Source organism: Rania fehmarnensis (assembly GCF_056494185.1).
This window is the reverse complement of sequence record NZ_CM151398.1, coordinates 3,767,769-3,784,885: the sequence shown is the minus strand read 5'-3', so window position 1 is coordinate 3,784,885 and position 17,117 is coordinate 3,767,769. Positions and strand designations below refer to the sequence as shown.

Sequence of the window (17,117 nt, the reverse complement as noted above, 5' to 3'; positions counted from 1 at the left end):
AACACTCCAACGTCAGCGTCATCATGCAACCTGCTGAGACGCTGGCCAACACTCACCCCCTTTTCGATCTTAGAACCACAGAAATGTCACAAATTAAACTCGACGAAGGCCACATCAAGGGCGACAGTATTGCCAAGCTTCTCAACAGTGCGCTCGATGCCGGCCAAGGTCTTCTGCGACTAACTCCGACTTGGGTCCCGCGCAGTTTCTTGCACCCCGGCCGCCGCATCAAGCTAAACCCAACCGACCTTTATGCCTTCGGAGCGGATCGCGGTGGTATCGATGAACGCTGGTTCTCTTCCACGACCGAAGCCGCCAATGAAGGTCGAGTGTGGCACGAAGGATTGAGCTTCTGTTTGTTCGAAGGCAAAAAGTTTTTGCTCCGCGATGCAGTCAGCGAAGCGGGCAAGCGTTTGGTCGGCGACAAGATTTTTGGCAAGTACAATCGCTGGCCAGTCTACTCCAAGTTCTTCGACAACATGGGCCCAATTCCGCACCACATGCACCAGTCTCAAAAGGATGCGGCGTTGGTGGGACAAGAGGGTAAGCCGGAAAGCTATTACTTCCCACCTCAATACAACAACGTCGATAACAACTTCTGTTATACGTTTATGGGGTTGGAACCTGGCACGACCAAAGATGACTTGCGTCGCTGCTTGGAAAACTGGAACAAAGGTGACAATGGCATTCTGGACCTTTCGCGCGCCTATCGCTTGAAGCGCGGTACCGGTTGGCTGATTCCGCCAGGCGTCTTGCACGCACCTGGTTCGCTGTGCACCTACGAACCACAGTGGGGCAGCGATGTGTTCGGTATGTTCCAATCGATCGTCGAAGGTCGCTATGTGCCTTGGTCGTTACTAGTGAAAGACATGCCGAAAGAAAAACACCACGACCTCGACTTCATCATCGGCCAGCTCGACTGGGACAAAAACGTCGATACGCATTTCAAGGATAGCAACTACTTGGAACCCATCGTCGACACCAAATCCAGTGGCGATGGCTATACCGACAAGTGGATAGTGTACGGCAGCATCGATGGTCAACAGTTGTTCAGTGCCAAAGAGTTGACGATCGAGCCTGGTGCCAAGTGCACACTGAAAGATCCCGGTGCAAGCGGTTGGATTACGGTTCAAGGCAAAGGTCGCATGGGCAAACTGGCCTTGCAAACACCAGCCATGATCAACTTCGGCGAGAATACCGAAGACGAAGTCTTTATCTCGTACGAAGCGGCTACCGCCGGTGTGGTCATCGAAAACACTGGTGCCGAACCACTAGTCGGCCTGCGCTACTTCGGTCCAGATGTACACGCCGACTTGCCCAAGAACGGTGCCTGGAAGCAGAACTAAACCGTAGGCGTTAGCCTCGGTTGCATTTTAGCCGTTGGCGTTAGCCTCGGTTGAACGACGTTAGACGAGGAACCCGACCTAACGCAACCCTTCCAACTCGATAGGGAGATCCCGGATGACCATCCGGGATTTCTATTGGTTACCCCGCTAAATTCTCACCAACAATCACACCACCACCTCATCCTCTCAGGAGTATTGACATGGGTCAGCATCTGAAACCCAAACTGCACAACGCCATGTGGCCCGGCCTTGTTGGCAAAGGCGATGGCGAAGGCCAAGAGCCACCGATCAGCCTGGAACGGATGCTCGACTTGACAGCTTCAGCCAACGTCAACGGCCAGCGCTTCGAGGGCATTGATTACTTTCTATTCCATCCGCACACCGATCCATACGCCAGCGATGCCGAACTGCGTCGCATCGCCGACTTGATTCAGTCCAAGGGTTTCGTAGTTGGTTCGCTGGTCGCGCCTGTCTGGCCGGGGACCGTTGGCGATTCTTCCATGGGTGATGCCGAAGCGCGTCAAAAGTTTTTGGAAGCCGTGAAGGTCGCTTGCCGCATTGCCAAAGTCTTCAACGAACATGGCGTGCGCAAGTATGGTGTCATCCGCATTGACTCCGCCGAATTCGGTGTCGAGAAGTGGCGGGCCGAAGCTAAGGCCAACACCACCAAGATCGCCGAGACCTTCCGCGAAGCGGCCAAGATCGCCGCCGATAGCGGCGAACGTTTAGCAGCTGAGGGCGAAATCTGCTGGGCAGGCATGCACAGCTGGAAAGACATGCTGAACTTGTTGGAAGAAGTCGGCATGCCGCAGTCGTTGGGCTTCCAAGCCGACCTGGCACACACTTACTTGTACTTGCTAGGCTACAACGCGCCTGAGTGCGCTTTGATCAAGGAAGGTTACAAGGACGAAGAGTTCTACGCAGCGTATGAACAAATGACTGACAAGCTGCGTCCTTGGACCATCGACTTCCACGTCGCCCAGAACGACGGCCAGGTGCACGGCGCAGGCGCTCACGACAAGACGGGCAAGCACTGCCCGGCTGACGATCCCAATGGCAAGCTCGATATCGTCCGCTGCTCGGGCTATTGGCTGAAGGACGCAGCCGCGCGTGGCATCGAGCACATATGTTGGGACGGCTGCATGTTCCCCAATGCTACGCTCGAAAAAACCGAAACCTGGAACACGATCCTTAAGACCATGATCGCCGTCCGCGAAGCCCACGGCTGGTAACCCAAATGTGGCATAGGCTTCCAGCCTGTGGAAAACCAAATGTGGCATAGGCTTCCAGCCTGTGGTAACCCAAATGTGGCATAGGCTTCCAGCCTGTGTGACACTAAAAAAGCCACAGGCTAGAAGCCTATGCCACACCAAAAACACAGACTAGAAGCCTATGCCACACAGGCACCAACTTCCCCAAAATTAAACTCACTCAGAAAGCACTCACCATGAAAGAATTGCGTATTGGAATGATCGGCTATGGCTTCATGGGCAAGGCGCACTCGAACGCCTACTCGCAAGCCAATCACTTCTTCAAGAGCGAGTACAAGCCGGTACTAAAAGTTCTGTGCGCTCGCAATGCGGAGAAGGCCAAGTCCTTTGCTGACACATGGGGCTATGAATCGATTGAAACCGATTGGCGAAAAGTGATCGCCCGCGATGACGTCGATGCGATTGACATTTGTACGCCCAACAACATTCACAAAGAGATCGCCATCGCCGCCGCCAAGGCTGGCAAGATGATCTTGTGCGAGAAACCACTCGCCATGAATGTGGCCGAGGGCGAAGAGATGTGCCAGGCAGTGGAGTCAGCTGGCGTGGCCAACATGGTCTGGTACAACTATCGCCGCGTGCCAGCCGTGACACTAGCCAAGCAGATCCTAGAGTCTGGCAAGCTAGGTCGCATCTTCCATTATCGTGCCAACTTTCTGCAAGACTGGACGATCAATGCCGAAGTGCCTCAAGGTGGCGCGGGCACTTGGCGTTTGGATGCCGAAGCCGCTGGCAGCGGAGTGACCGGTGACTTGTTAGCACACTGTATCGATACCGCGATTTGGCTCAACGGCGGCATCCGCGACGTGACGGCCGTTACCGAGACGTTCGTCAAGGAACGCGTGCATGCCGAGACCGGCAAGAAACAACCAGTCGGTATCGATGATGCTTGTTCGTTCTTGTGCCACTTTAACAATGGTTCGCTGGGCCTCTTTGAATCGACGCGTTACGCCCGCGGACACAAGGCACTTTATACGCTCGAGATCAATGGCGAACATGGCAGCATGTCCTGGGATCTGCATGACCTGCACCGTTTGCGATACTTCGATCATGGTGACGAGTCCATCGTCCGGGGTTGGCGCAGTGTTCACGTCTCCGATGGCGATCAACCTTACATGGGTAATTGGTGGGTCCCAGGTTTGCAAATCGGTTACGAGCATACGTTTATTCACCAAGTCGCTGACTTCCTCAAGAGTCTCGAAACTGGCGAACCAGCGCATCCCACGTTCCGTGATGCCCTGGAAACTCAGCGCGTTTGCGATGCGGTACTGGATAGTGCCAAGAGTGGCCGTTGGGTTAACATCTAGTTCAGCCCATGCCACCCAAGTCCAAATCAAATTCAGCTCGTCGCGCGTGGCAGCTACCTCGCGGGGTGAGCTCTGGGACCTGGGACTATGTGGCTGAACCGACGATTGCAACCGAATACGACGCCTATCATGGCCAGCATCCTCTGATGCAACTTGATGTTCAGCTGGTCGATGACCAGCTGGACAGGATCCTGGTCGGCCGTGAACCGCAGTCGTGCATTCTGGCCGACTTTGGCTGTGGTACAGCCCGCATAGCTCGACATGTGCAGACGCGCGGCCTGCGCACGCTGAATGTTGACTTGAGTCTGCACATGCTACAGGCAGCCACCGCGGGACTGGCGCCCAACCCGAATACATCTCTTAACGCGAGCCAGGTGCATAGCAACCTGGTCGAACTCGATTGGCTCCGCGATCAGACCATCGATCTATCAGTCTGTCTCTTTAGTAGCCTGGGCATGATTCGTGGTCGCGACCATCGCCTGAGTTTCTTGAAGCATGTTCGGCGGACTCTGAAACCTGGTGGCACTTTTCTACTACATGTCCACAATCGCGGCCACAGCTGGTTCGATCCGCAGGGCCCAGGTTGGTTGCTCTCTACCTGGGCCAAAAGCTGGCTCAATAAGGACTGGGAACTGGGCGATCGCGTCTATGTGTATCGAGGCTTGCCGCAAATGTTCCTGCACATTTACAGTCGACGCGAACTCGAGCAAGACCTGCGAACAGCTGGCTTCGATCACTTTCAGATCTTGCCCGTCAACATCACCGGCAGCACTCTGATCGCAACAAGGTCCTTCACCGAATACTTCCGCGCGGGCGGTTATTTTGCGATTGCGGAGAGAGGTTGACTGTCACCTCCCCCGCGCAGCGGGGGAGGTCGCAGACGAGGCGTTCAGCCTTCGTCTGCGGGAGGGGGCACCGCACCAGGCAAGACTCCTGCGGTACTAACCAACTCCACTGCCAAGACCCCTCCCGAATCTCGCAAAGCCTCGATTCGACCTCCCCAAGGCGAAGCCTTGGAGAGGTGACTGTCACCTCTCCCGCGCAGCGGGGGAGGTCGCGGACGAGGCGTTCAGCCTTCGTCTGCGGGAGGGGGCACCGCTCCAGGCAAGCCTCCTGTGGTACTAACAACCTTCACTGCCAAGACCCCTCCCGAATCTCGCAAAGCCTCGATTCGACCTCCCCAAGGCGAAGCCTTGGAGAGGTGACTGTCACCTCTCCCGCGCAGCGGGGGAGGTCGCGGACGAGGCGTTCAGCCTTCGTCTGCGGGAGGGGGCACCGCACCAGGCAAGACTCCTGCGCTAACTGTTTCTTATTCGCCTTCGTCTGAGTTGCCTTGGTGAGCCAGGAGTGCCAAGCCGCTGGCTAGTAACGGACCGATAAATAGCACGAGCACTGGTCCTTGACGCAAAAACGACGCCGTGTCCAAACTCACTGCGCCGAACATCCACGCAAAGAGCGCGGCGGACACAATCAAGACAGCACCTGCTAATTTGGGAACGCGCAGTGCCAAGTAACTCAAGACGAAAAACGGCACCGCCAACAACACATGCAGCGCCAGCGATGCCCATCCGGTCCACTCATTACCGGTATTGGACAACACAGTGAACACCAACCAGACACAGCCAAAACAAACGAGCACGCGCGAGGCAGCTCGCCGCGCCCCCCAAAAAGATACAAGCCAACTGAAGAGCCATGTAAACCAAGCCAAGGCCACTATAAACATGGCAAGATTTTGCGCGCCGCCAATGTCTTGCAGCATATCTCGCTCAGCCGCTGTCGCCCGCAACCAGGCTATCAAAAATAGTCCAACTCCCACCGCTACCAGGTACGCATGATAACCCGCTCGGTGAATCGCTTGCAGTTGAAACTCGTCACGATCATTCAGCCAACCGAGCTCGCGCAGCAAACCCGGTCCGACACTACCCACCATCGTTAGCAGCAGCCACCACCAACTGTGAGTCGTTAAGAACAGTCCCGCAATAACCAGGATGCCGGCGACCATGGATATCGATGGTCGCGTCGTAGCCCAGAACTTAGCAGCTTGATTCATCGGCACCCTCACGTTGTATTTGGAACAGCTCTTCCACCGGCCTGCGCAACTGCTGCGCGATCAGAATCGCCAAAGCCACCGAAGGCGTGTAATTGCCCTTCTCAATCGCCAGAATCGTTTGCCGGGTCACACCCACCCGCTCGGCCAACTCCTCCTGCGTCATCTCCGCCGCCCGGCGAACCTGTCGAACCGTGTTGGTCAGCTTGGTTTCCATGGACAAATTGTAAAGCCAAGCAAACTAAATGTCAAGTTGCCTTTACATTTTCTCCCGTAGCCGAAGTCGCCAGACTTTGGATGCGCAACGTCGAGATCATCCAATCTCTGGCGAGATCGGCTACCGAAATCCCGTAGCCGAAGTCGCCAGACTTTGGATGCGCAACGTTGGATCCATCCAATCTCTGGCGAGATCGGCTACCGAAATCCCGTAGCCGAAGTCGCCAGACTTTGGATGCGCAACGTTGGATCCATCCAATCTCTGGCGAGATCGGCTACGAGAGACGTCCAATCTCTGGCGAGATCGGCTACGGGAGACCTTTGGCCAGATCGGCTGCGATCGCGTGCATGTTCCAGAGCACGACATACTTAACGTGCCTGCCAACCACTGCCAGGTAGCGTCCGTCCTTGGAGAACTTCATTTGCAAGATGGGGCCACAGCGACTGTCGAGTGTCAGCCAGGCATCGACATTGCCAGCTGATTTGTACTTGTACAAGCGAATCATGCCGTCGTCTCCGCCCGTGGCCAACACAGACTCCGAAGGCAGCGCAGTGACGGCGCCTATCGAACCGAATTGATCCGGCAATTCAGTAATCAATACATCGGCGGGCCAACTGCGCACTTCGACTCGACCTGATTGCGCTCCGATCATCAACCACCTTGCGTCTTCTCTGCTACTCGGATGGTTTGGCGGCTCCAGGGCCTGCAGAAACGCCAGTCCATTAAGACTCCCACCAGGTCCTTGTCGTGCTCCGCTGGCCTCTAAACGTTCAGCGCTATGCGTTAGTTGGATCAGCATTCCGTTTTCACCACCGCAGAGAACATTCTCTTGATCAACCGCCAAGCTACTTAGATTGGCCAGGCCCGATGCATATTGGCTCCATTGGTTGGTCCAACAACCCGTACGTTGCAGCGTGCGCGCATCCCAGGCCACCACACGTTTTACATCATCAGCTAACGCATATAGTCTTTGACCATCTGGAGACCAGATGGGGTTGAGGGCGCGATTGTTCATGCCTAACTGTGGCTCGCTGGCCTGCACATCCTGTTCACTTATCGTAAAAGTCCTACGGTTCGATTGACTGGTGGGCTGCACCACTGACAAATCAAGTGCCTCTTCGTAGTTTGGACGAGGAAGAAACTTGACGCGTTCCAGTTGGTCCATTGCCCCGACGGCGAGCCCACATGAGCCAGCGAACCATGCCAAGCGATCACCGAGCGGGTGCCAGGCAACTGAGAACGGAGGCTGCAACGTTTGATGTTGCGGATGTCGAGCCCGAATGACATGCTGCTCCTGCATGGTATCGACCCTCCACAGACTCAAGTCCGTGTGTTGATTGAGCTGCTTTTGTCCATCGAGCGTCGACACGATTGCCAGCTGGCGATTATCTGGCGCAAAATCCACAGCCCGAACCCAGCCGGCTTGCGGAATCGTTTGGCGAATCGACGAATTCTGCAGTCGAAAAAAGTGAATCAAATTTTGGTTATCAAAGTCACCATACGCCAGCGAAGTGCCATCGCGGCTGATGCTCAACTGAAAATTTTCTTGAGCGGAACCTAGCGAAGGAAATAGTGCTTTGCCTGTGGCTGTGTCCCAGAATCGCAAGCGCCGATCGGTATCACGGCCGATGATCGTGTTACCATCGGCCGAGAACCTCAGCTCATGCATGCGGATGTCTTCATTCTCTTCGGCCGGTTGCCATGAATTGTAGAGCTGGCCATCTTCCAAGAATCGCAAGGTGATTCGCCAGTCTTCCATGCCCAATACCAGCCGCTTATCGGGGCTGACCGCATAGATCGATGGCTTGATATCCCTCGGCCAGGTATGCACTTCTGTGTAATCATTGGCAGATAGCACCGAGCACCGCCCTTGGTCTGCACGGTGCGCGACGATCAATTGCATATCAGCGGACAGTGCAAACGATTGGAATCGATCATTGTTACGCGTGAGCTCTTTCCATTGATCGGTGGCGTCCCATTGGCCAGAGTCTTCAGCAAACGAAAACAGTTTGCGGCCATCGCTAGAGAAGGCCAACTCGTCGATCTCCTCGCGATGACCATCCCACGTAATCGCCTTGGCTTGAGCGTCTGATGTATCCCACACGGCGATTCTGCCGAAGCGTGTACCGACGGCCAGCCAGCGACCATCGGGACTCCATGCCAGAGCCCGCGCTCCGTCCTGAAACTTTTCTTGGCCAGCTAACAAGCGACTCAGCGATGTGCCAAGATTTGAAAGTTGATAGGTCGCCAGCCGCTGATAGTCGCCGCTGGTCGAATAGACGATAACCGCAAAGCCTGCCGAGTCTTTGAATTGACCAACGGCCAGTCGCCGTCCGTCCGGCGAATGTTTCATGACGCCGGCACGAATGGGGACCTTTAGCGAATGAATGCGATGCAAGTCCGTACGGCTAGCCAGATCGATTTGCAATGATCGCAATTCGTCACTCACTTGAGTCGCTGGCATCAACTCGATCGCTTTGGCCAACGAGTTCTTGGCCGCGACGGTCGAGCCCGCATGTGGACTCGCAGCGGCCTCTTTCGCTCGGCTCAGGTGATTGTAGTACTCGCTCAACCGGGCCAGTTCCTCGGCGGCGGTCGCTCGATCCTGGGCCGCAGAGTATTGGCTTCGATACCACAGGCCCAGCGGTAGTACACATAGCAGTAGGGCGACAGCGACCATCAGGCAAGTCGCTGCAATATTGCGCTGGCACCACCGAGCAGCGCGCGTAATTGAACCCAGTGGTCGCGCCTTGACTGGTTCATGGGCTAAGAATCTCGATAGGTCGTCAGCCAATTCCGCAGCGGTCGCATATCGCCGCGCGGGATGTTTCTCTAAACACTTCAAGCAGACAGTATCCAGATCCCGCGGTAATGTTAGGTCGAGCGTGCGCGGAGATATCGGGGCTTGCGTTGTCACTTGCAGCAAGGTGTCTACCAGGCTGGCTGCTTGAAAGGGCGGTCTGCCGGTCAACAAACAATACAAGGTGGCACCTAGTGAATAAACATCCGACCGCGGTCCAACTTCGTCTGACTTGCTAGTCGCTTGCTCAGGGGGCATGAAACCGGGCGTACCGAGAATTTGTCCGGAGGTGGTTAGATGGCTATCGTGCGTAACCACCTTGGCCAGGCCGAAGTCGGTGATACGCGCTTGCCCATGGGCATCGATCATGATGTTGGCGGGCTTGATATCGCGATGCACGATGCCTTGCGTATGTGCATAGTGCACGGCGCTGGCTGCGGCCTGCATGATCTGCGCCGCTTGCTTGGGCGGCAACGGTCCATCGCTCAACAGCTCGCGCAGGCTGCGTCCCTCAACAAATCCCATGGTGAAGTACAGCCGACCATCGTGCTGCCCCACTTCGTGAATAGGCACGATGCAAGGATGATCCAGTCGACCTGCAGCTTCTGCCTCGACTCGAAAACGTTGTATTTCATCCGGACTGGATTTGTGAGTGGCCAGCGAGGTCTTGAGAGCCACGATTCGATTGAGACTCAATTGCCGCGCTTTGTATACGATCCCCATGCCACCGCGAGCTATCTCATGCAGTACTTGATAGCCGTCGATCTTCGGCACCGCGTCGGCTTGATCGCTAGTGGGCGATGAGTCAGTTTGCCGTGGCTGTGAATTTTCCAGCACGGGCAAAGGTTGTTGCAGATTCAGCTGGCGCGCAACCGTTGCTAAGGACGGGTCCGCATCGCTCGGCTCAGTCGCGCTACGCTTGGTCTCCTCCGATGTCCGAGGAGTCTCCTCTTGCCATTGGCCCGGCAAGATGCGCTTCTCACTCATATCGAACTTCAGCTTTCATCGAGTGCTCATTTGCCGTAGTCTTGCCACATCCACACCAAGGTGTCGGCCAGGGTCAGTTGGAACACTCTACCATCACAATGCTTGGATTTGCGACTGAATACGTAGCGGTAATCATAGCCTTTGGCTTTTAACGCGGCGGCCGTTCGCACGTTGGCCATGACCCAATTATGATACGTCTCTTCTGGATCGTTGGCCCGATTATCGAATTCGGCCACATGCGTAAAGATGCGCAGTGGCTTCTTTTCACTGTTCTCGATCAACTTTAGACCCGAATGATATTCCCAAGCACCCAGCGGATACTTGGCCTCTTCGGGAGCATCATCATCTTGCTGATCGACAAAGGTCCCCGAGTAGGTGATCAAGCGCCGGAACAAGTCTGGGCGGAACCAACCCATCGAAAGAGCCGCAGCGCCACCGGAGCTGCAGCCCATCACGCCTCGCCCCCAGGGGTCATCCGTTAAAGCGATATTTGGATAAGCAGCCTTGATCTCAGCATTATTGAGCACCGCGGGCAAGACTTCATCATTGATGAATCTGGCCAATCGATCCGACATGGTGTCATATTCCAAACCGCGCTGGCTGCCTTTACCATCGTTACCGCCATTCTGAACCGCAACCACAATAAACGCCGGCAAGCGACGTTGCGGATCGGTGGATATCGTCAGGTTATCCAGAGCATTGCGCACCAACGGCAGTTGACCAGGGCCATCGTGAATGACCAGCAGCGGCGCTTTGTCCCCATCCTTATATGCGGCTGGCACATAGACGTAGATCTTACGCTCCGATCGCACATCCTTGCGTTTATCCAATGTGCTGTCGTCACCACGAAAGATCTGGCTGTCTGCCAACGGCATCGAAAACTCAAAACTCTTACCCTTGGCGTTCCCGCGATCGGTCAAGTCCGGATCGGTCTGGTAATCGGGACCAACTATGTAATCTCCATTGCCATTGGCCTGGCCTTGATCTTTCACCGACGCATCTTGGGCAAGCGTGATTGAACCAGCGAACGTCACTAGTGCCAGCAGGCTTAGGCAACCGATCATTCGTCGCTTATCTATACAAACGTGCATGCTTTTGTTTCTCCGAGGATTGGTCAAGTTGTCGGTGGGATGTTCTCAATCTAGATTCCATGCGCGCTGCAAACCAGACGCAGTACCCGGGAATTTCAGAATGTAAGCCACAATTTGTGAACTTTCTTTAGCAAACTGTGTCAACCATCAGAGACAATTGTCTCCTTTCGCTCCGCGAAAGGCAGCATCCTTTTGCGGAGCAAAAGGAGACAATCTCACAATCCACCAGCAGCCTATGAAAACTCAGCCCATCAAACTCTGCTCGACACAACAATCATGTTTGGATTTCTTACTCGCTTGGCAACAGAGAGCGCCAGTCCTTAACCTGTGTGCATCCAATGGTTTGGGCCGAACAACTGTGCTGCGTGAGTTTCAGCGGCAGACAGGCGGCCACTGGTTGGATGTGGCTGCGTTCATCAAGGAGGTTCAGCCCCTGCATCCGCTGTCGCTGCAAGACGCGCTGTACAACCTGGTGGCTCGTACAATACAAAAACACCGGCTGGTGATCATCGATGACTTCGAACTGTTCTTTGAGTATGCCACAGGTTGCAATAGTGGTCCACGTGGTTCATACCACGACACGATATTCAAAGGGCTGCTGTTACTGGTCAAACAGCGAGGTGCCCAGTTGGTCGTCGCCACGACGGGAGGTGGTTCATACACTTGGCATAATGTCGAGTGGGATACATCGATCCAGTACTACAATGAAGACGACTATCGACAGCTGTATGCCTTCTTTCTGAATCACGATGTATCAGAAATCGACTTTACGGCTGTTTACAGGTTTGCACCGTATTTGGACGCAACCCGCATCGGACGCATTTGCGATTACTTCAACGCTCAATCGAGCATTAATACTGAGACCTTGCTGGAGTTTATTCAGAACCAAGGTATGGGCAGCAACGTCGAAGTCAGCGAAGTTCAGCAGGTCGAACTGAAAGATTTGCTCGGCGTCGACGAAGTCATCACAGCGCTCGAAGACAACATCATCATGCCGCTCGAGAATGTGCAGCTGTCTCAGCAACTCGGTTTGACGCCGAAACGCGGTGTCATGCTGGCCGGACCTCCGGGCACTGGCAAGACCACGATCGGCCGCGCACTGGCCCGACGACTCCGTGGCAAATTCTTCCTGATCGATGGCACGATTATCTCGGGAACGGAGTCGTTCTATCAACAAGTCAATCACATCTTTGCCATGGCTATGGCCAATGCGCCATCGATTGTCTTTATCGATGATAGCGACGTAATCTTCGAAAGCGGTAAAGAACATGGTTTGTATCGCTATCTCTTGACAATGCTCGATGGCCTGGAAAGCAAGAGCGCCAGTAGCGTCTGCGTCATGATGACCGCGATGGACTTGGGTAATATCCCGCCCGCATTAGTGCGATCCGGACGCATTGAGCTGTGGCTCGAAATGAAGTTGCCCGATGCCAAGGATCGACGCGAGTTGCTGCAAAACCTGATGGGTAGCCAGGTAGCGATTTCGCAGGCCGATCGCTGGAGCGAAATCACCGCTGCGACCGATGGATTCTCAGGCGCCGATCTCAAACGTCTGGTCCAGGATGGCAAACTACTGATGGCTGCCGATATTTCGCGAGGTCGCGCGGTGGCTCAATTTGAAGACTATTTACTGCGCGCAGCCAGCAACATTCACAGTGCTCGCCAGCAATACGCTCGCTCCGCCCAACGCGCACTCGAAGCCAACTCGCAACGCCCGCGATGGTTTAACATCCATCCTGAACTATTTGACGGGAAAGCTGATCTCGAACGCACATAGAGGTAACTGTCACCTCCCCCGCGCGGCGGGGGAGGTCGCAGACGCGGCGTTCAGCCGTCGTCTGCGGGAGGGGGCTCGGCGCTACATTTGGCTCTTGCGTTAACTGATTTTCGTTCAGGACTCGCCCCTCCCGAATCTCGCAAAGCCTCGATTCGACCTCCCCATGCTGCGCATGGAGAGGTGACGCATGCCGCTACGGAGTTACGCGTTGCAGATTCAACTCGTAGAACCACAGGTCATCGTTGGGCACATCCAACTCGATCTTGGTAAACTCGCCTTTGGCGTTGGCTACGAAGTGAGCTGTGCCGCCAGCGAACCAGGCAAACTCTTGCCGCCAGCGAATGACGAAGGTGTCGTAATGCAGATGCTCCAGATCTGCGACCAGGGCAGGGTAGGGCAGGAGTTTGAAGACAAGTTTGTTGTCACTGGTCACTTCCACGGTCGCGTCACCATACAAGTGACAACGGAATGTGCCTGCGTACGCAGTCAATGGATGACTCGGGGCGGTGCCTTCGGCCACCTTGGTGATCGCGGTGGTGATGCGATTGTCAAATTCCTCGCGAGACTTCTTGAATTGCTCCAGGTTTTCTTGACTCCAATCCTTTTGCTCGCCGCCCAACATTAGATCGATGGCCCGGTAACCCAGCATGTTCGATAGGCCAGTCATGCTGTTAGTCAGTACGACCACGCCCAGTTTCTGTTCGGGAATCAGGATGACTTGCGAATACATGCCATCGTACCCGCCGCTGTGAGCGACCATCTTGACACCTTTATAATCCGATAACGACCACCCCAGGCCATAGGCGCGGAAGTGTGTTGAAGGAAAACGGCTGGATGGTTTCATGGGCGACTTGAGCACTGTATGAGCTTGCCACATCTCATGGCTGGCCGCCGCGCTGAACAGTCGCTTGTCGCCGGCCAACTCACCGGCTCGTAGTTGCAAGCGCAGCCAATTGGACATATCGTCGGCGCTCGAGATGATGCCGCCGGCCGCTGCCATGCTGTCCCAGTTCATCCACGGTATCGGCTTGGAGGAGTCCTTGAGTGTCTTGTGGGGCGTGGCGTAATTATCGACAGTTACCAAATCACGGACGCTGGTTACCGAGCGATGCATTTCGAGCGGTGCAAAGATTCGCGACTGGATAAATTGCGACCAACTCTGTCCACTAACAGCTTCAATCACTTCGCCTGCAGCCAGGAACATCAAGTTGGAGTAACCGAAATCGGTGCGAAAGGCCGCGGCGGGCTCCAAGTGAACCGCCCGCTGCAGAATTTCTTTAGGTGAGTAGCTGGTACCCCACCACAACAAATCACCGCTGAACGTGCCTAGACCACTGCGGTGACACAAGAGGTCGCGCACGCGAATATCGGCCGAGGCAATCGGATCTTTCAATCGAAACCACGGCAAGTGATCGGACACTCGATCATCCCACTTCAGCTTGCCTTCATCGACCAGTATCGCCAGCGCAGCGGCAGTGAAGGCTTTCGAGTTCGAAGCGATCGCGAACAACGTATCGGCATCGACTTTCTCTGGGCTGCCAAGGCGGCGTACGCCGTAGCCTTTGCTCAATAGCACCTTGTCGTCTTTGACGACCGCAACCGACACACCGGGCACCTGCCAATCGCTGATCGCCTTAGCGATTTCCTGATCGAGCCCATTGATGACCGTGTGGCTACTGTCGAGCGTTTCGCTAGTGGTGGCTAGCGCCTGACTGACGAGATCTTGAGCGATGAGGCGCTCAGCGGTAGATACAGAAAACGCGTAGACCAGCAGCCCCAAAGTCAGACCCAGGCGCGGTAACCAGCGGTAAGCAGTTGGATTGAAAATCACGGAAACCTCGGTGTGAATCGCAGATGCAGGTAAAGCAGACTTGAGTTCGATTTTAGATTTCAGAAATGAAATATCAAACACTAACCGACCGTTTTCACGGGGCGGCCGGACTTTTGTCCTACTTGACATGGGCCAAACATATTCTTACGTTCATTTGAATGTACTGGCGTTAGGGTGCCAAATCCAGGGAAAATACGATGTTGAAGCGCATGATTTGTAGCTGTCTGGCGGTTTGCTGGTGGCTTACGCTACCTTCAATACTGCATGCAGAGATTGGACTGATTTCCCCTGCGGAGGCTCAAAAGCTAATCGAGAGCTCGCCGGAATCGGCCAAGCCGATCGTGCTTGACACGCGCGGTGGATACAAGGACTACTTTCGCGCGCACCTGCCTCGCGCCCACCATATCAACTTCGATACGCTTCGCGGCACGGACCAAGGTGTGCCCGTGCAATATCTACCTGATGAACTGACCGCAGCCCTACTGAAGCGCGCCGGTGTCACGCATGGTCGCACACATTTGATCTATGCCACCGGTGACAAGCTGCCGAATGATGAAATCTTGAGCGCCAGTATGGTGGCTTATGTGCTCGAGAAGTTTGGCATCGATGATATTCGCATCGTCGACGGAGGACTGGCCGGCTGGCAAGCGGCCAAGCTGCCCGTCACGCAAGAATACTTCGGTAATCCGATCGGACAACTGTCCAGCGCCAAACGCAACGAGATCGGCATCGACTTGAGTGAGATTCTAAACAAGAAGTCGCAACCAGGAGTCGTGCTGGTCGACGCGCGACCCCGCAATGAATACCTCGGTCAAGATGACATCTGGATGCGCAAAGGACACATCCCAGGAGCCGTTAGTTTCCATTGGGCACGACTGATGGATGCTGATAACACTCATCAATTCTTAGCCTTGGATCGCAACCAGGCGGAATTAGAAGCATCTGGGATCACGCCTGACAAAGAGATCGTTGTTTACTGTGGCACATCGCGCGAAGGCAGTTTACTACGATTCTATTTGCGACATGTAGCTGGCTATCGGAAAGTGCGGTTGTACGAGGGTTCTTGGAAAGAGTACGCTTCGTTGAAGCAGCATCCGGCTGAGACCCAGGAAAACAAACTCGGCCAAGGTACATAATAGTGCTGGCCGGTTTGTTGCTGATTTCGGTTCTGTTCGTGGCGTTTACCAATGGAGCCAACGCCAACTTCAAAGGCGTGGCTTCGCTCTATGGCAGCGGAACAACTTCGCTGAGAACCGCGCTCCTGTGGGGCACGGCCTTGACCTTCGTCGGTTCGCTGGCGGCCTTGTACCTCTCCGATGGTATGCTGAAGAAGTTCAGCGGCCGCGGCATCGTGCCGGATGAACTGGTTCAATCACCCCAGTTTTGCTGCGCAGTGGCGCTTGGCGCAGCGATCACGAGTTTCTTAGCTACACGTTTAGGCTTTCCAGTCTCGACCACTCATGCGCTATTGGGAGCGCTGGTGGGCGCGGGCTGGATGGGCAGCGGCACACGCGTGAACTTTTCGGCGCTGGGCACGAGTGTTGTATATCCTCTTGTATTAAGCCCGCTAGTCGCCCTGACGCTTGGTGCACTGGCCACAACAATGCTCAAACGCTTGAGGCGACTGCCAACGGAGCGTTCCAGGCGGCTCGACGTTTGTCACTTCCTTAGCGCCGGCGCTGCCAGCTTTGCGCGGGGGTTGAATGATTCACCTAAGATGGTGGCCCTGGTGCTCGTGATGGAGAGCATCAATATTGCATACGGCTTTTTGATAGTGGCGATTATGATCGCCATCGGAGGCTTGATTGATGCGCGCAATGTTGCCGAGACGCTCGGCAAAAAGATCACCGCTATGAACGCCGGCGAAGGCTTCATTGCCAGCCTGGTCACCGCAGGTTTAGTAACCACCGCCAGCCTGCATAGCTTGCCGGTCAGCACCACTCATGTCAGCGTAGGTTCACTCTTGGGAATCGGCGTCGCTACTCGCCAGGCTCATTGGAAGAAAGCTCGCGAGATAGTACTGGCATGGCTATGCACAGTACCCTGCGCCGCGCTGTTGGCCGGCATTTGCTACTGGGCAATAATCTAAGCTCTCGTTGAGCATACCTGGAGACGCTTGGCCTCTGTATTTTCTTTGTGCTCAAAGCGGCAGATCATCTGCCAGCGATACCCAGCATGCCGCCAACGAACTTTCGCGCATGGCTAATCAACTCCAACAACTCGTCGGCCGTTTCAAATACGATACCAGCGTCATCTCCTCTTGTGCATCCTAGCGAGTCACCTCTCCAAGGCTTCGCCTTGGAGAGGTCGAATCGAGGCTCTGCGAGATTCGGGAGGGGTCTGGGCAGTTAAGGTGGTTAGTACCGCAGAAGTCTTGCCTAGCGCTGTGCCCCCTCCCGCCGACGACGGCTGGCGCCGCGTCGGCGACCTCCCCCGCTGCGCG

At 55.2% G+C, this 17,117-nt stretch carries 12 protein-coding genes; 7 read left to right on the top strand and 5 right to left on the bottom strand.

The features are described from left to right. Positions 1-83 precede the first annotated feature (83 nt). The 4 genes from SH573x_RS12615 to SH573x_RS12600 all read left to right on the top strand — a co-directional run bounded on the left by SH573x_RS12615 (position 84) and on the right by SH573x_RS12600 (position 4,769). Complete coding sequence (locus SH573x_RS12615; protein ID WP_479355522.1) at positions 84-1,346, top strand: hypothetical protein; 1,263 nt, start codon at positions 84-86, stop codon at positions 1,344-1,346. 200 nt (positions 1,347-1,546) lie between these two features. Next, the gene (locus tag SH573x_RS12610; RefSeq protein WP_479355521.1) at positions 1,547-2,578 is read left to right on the top strand and encodes a sugar phosphate isomerase/epimerase family protein; all 1,032 of its coding nucleotides are present in this window, start codon (positions 1,547-1,549) and stop codon (positions 2,576-2,578) included. Positions 2,579-2,793: 215 nt separating this feature from the next. Then, entirely contained in the window at positions 2,794-3,924 is a 1,131-nt protein-coding gene (locus SH573x_RS12605) for a Gfo/Idh/MocA family protein (protein WP_479355519.1), read from the top strand. 8 nt (positions 3,925-3,932) lie between these two features. After that, a complete protein-coding gene (locus SH573x_RS12600; protein ID WP_479355517.1) occupies positions 3,933-4,769 on the top strand; it encodes a class I SAM-dependent methyltransferase in 837 nt (278 codons plus the stop codon). Between the two features lie 464 nt (positions 4,770-5,233). Here the strand turns inward: SH573x_RS12600 and SH573x_RS12595 are convergent, their stop codons facing one another. The 4 genes from SH573x_RS12595 to SH573x_RS12580 all read right to left on the bottom strand — a co-directional run bounded on the left by SH573x_RS12595 (position 5,234) and on the right by SH573x_RS12580 (position 11,066). Beyond that, the gene (locus tag SH573x_RS12595) at positions 5,234-5,974 is read right to left on the bottom strand and encodes a hypothetical protein (RefSeq protein ID WP_479355516.1); all 741 of its coding nucleotides are present in this window, start codon (positions 5,972-5,974) and stop codon (positions 5,234-5,236) included. Continuing rightward, the gene (locus tag SH573x_RS12590; RefSeq protein WP_479355514.1) at positions 5,958-6,188 is read right to left on the bottom strand and encodes a helix-turn-helix transcriptional regulator; all 231 of its coding nucleotides are present in this window, start codon (positions 6,186-6,188) and stop codon (positions 5,958-5,960) included. The genes SH573x_RS12595 and SH573x_RS12590 overlap by 17 nt, the downstream gene beginning before the upstream one ends. A gap of 307 nt (positions 6,189-6,495) precedes the next feature. Next, positions 6,496-9,975, bottom strand: a complete 3,480-nt coding sequence (locus tag SH573x_RS12585; RefSeq protein WP_479355513.1) for a WD40 repeat domain-containing serine/threonine protein kinase — start codon at positions 9,973-9,975, stop codon at positions 6,496-6,498. Positions 9,976-10,001: 26 nt separating this feature from the next. Continuing rightward, positions 10,002-11,066, bottom strand: a complete 1,065-nt coding sequence (locus SH573x_RS12580) for an alpha/beta hydrolase (RefSeq protein ID WP_479355511.1) — start codon at positions 11,064-11,066, stop codon at positions 10,002-10,004. A gap of 235 nt (positions 11,067-11,301) precedes the next feature. Between SH573x_RS12580 and SH573x_RS12575 the strand changes: the two genes are divergently transcribed. Continuing rightward, entirely contained in the window at positions 11,302-12,843 is a 1,542-nt protein-coding gene (locus SH573x_RS12575) for an AAA family ATPase (protein WP_479355509.1), read from the top strand. Between the two features lie 193 nt (positions 12,844-13,036). Here SH573x_RS12575 and SH573x_RS12570 read toward each other — a convergent pair whose 3' ends face one another. Then, the gene (locus tag SH573x_RS12570; protein WP_479355507.1) at positions 13,037-14,674 is read right to left on the bottom strand and encodes a serine hydrolase; all 1,638 of its coding nucleotides are present in this window, start codon (positions 14,672-14,674) and stop codon (positions 13,037-13,039) included. Positions 14,675-14,871: 197 nt separating this feature from the next. Between SH573x_RS12570 and SH573x_RS12565 the strand changes: the two genes are divergently transcribed. Next, entirely contained in the window at positions 14,872-15,810 is a 939-nt protein-coding gene (locus SH573x_RS12565) for a sulfurtransferase (protein WP_479355506.1), read from the top strand. Positions 15,811-15,812: 2 nt separating this feature from the next. Beyond that, a complete protein-coding gene (locus SH573x_RS12560; protein ID WP_479355504.1) occupies positions 15,813-16,763 on the top strand; it encodes an inorganic phosphate transporter in 951 nt (316 codons plus the stop codon). The last annotated feature ends 354 nt before the right edge of the window (positions 16,764-17,117 follow it).

What these genes read in the sequence shown, in the direction of transcription:
- SH573x_RS12615 (WP_479355522.1), top strand. Translation starts at nt 84, where the DNA reads ATGTCACAAATTAAACTCGACGAAGGCCACATCAAGGGCGACAGTATT.
- SH573x_RS12610 (WP_479355521.1), top strand. Translation starts at nt 1,547, where the DNA reads ATGGGTCAGCATCTGAAACCCAAACTGCACAACGCCATGTGGCCCGGC.
- SH573x_RS12605 (WP_479355519.1), top strand. Translation starts at nt 2,794, where the DNA reads ATGAAAGAATTGCGTATTGGAATGATCGGCTATGGCTTCATGGGCAAG.
- SH573x_RS12600 (WP_479355517.1), top strand. Translation starts at nt 3,933, where the DNA reads ATGCCACCCAAGTCCAAATCAAATTCAGCTCGTCGCGCGTGGCAGCTA.
- SH573x_RS12595 (WP_479355516.1), bottom strand. Translation starts at nt 5,974, where the DNA reads ATGAATCAAGCTGCTAAGTTCTGGGCTACGACGCGACCATCGATATCC.
- SH573x_RS12590 (WP_479355514.1), bottom strand. Translation starts at nt 6,188, where the DNA reads ATGGAAACCAAGCTGACCAACACGGTTCGACAGGTTCGCCGGGCGGCG.
- SH573x_RS12585 (WP_479355513.1), bottom strand. Translation starts at nt 9,975, where the DNA reads ATGAGTGAGAAGCGCATCTTGCCGGGCCAATGGCAAGAGGAGACTCCT.
- SH573x_RS12580 (WP_479355511.1), bottom strand. Translation starts at nt 11,066, where the DNA reads ATGCACGTTTGTATAGATAAGCGACGAATGATCGGTTGCCTAAGCCTG.
- SH573x_RS12575 (WP_479355509.1), top strand. Translation starts at nt 11,302, where the DNA reads ATGAAAACTCAGCCCATCAAACTCTGCTCGACACAACAATCATGTTTG.
- SH573x_RS12565 (WP_479355506.1), top strand. Translation starts at nt 14,872, where the DNA reads ATGTTGAAGCGCATGATTTGTAGCTGTCTGGCGGTTTGCTGGTGGCTT.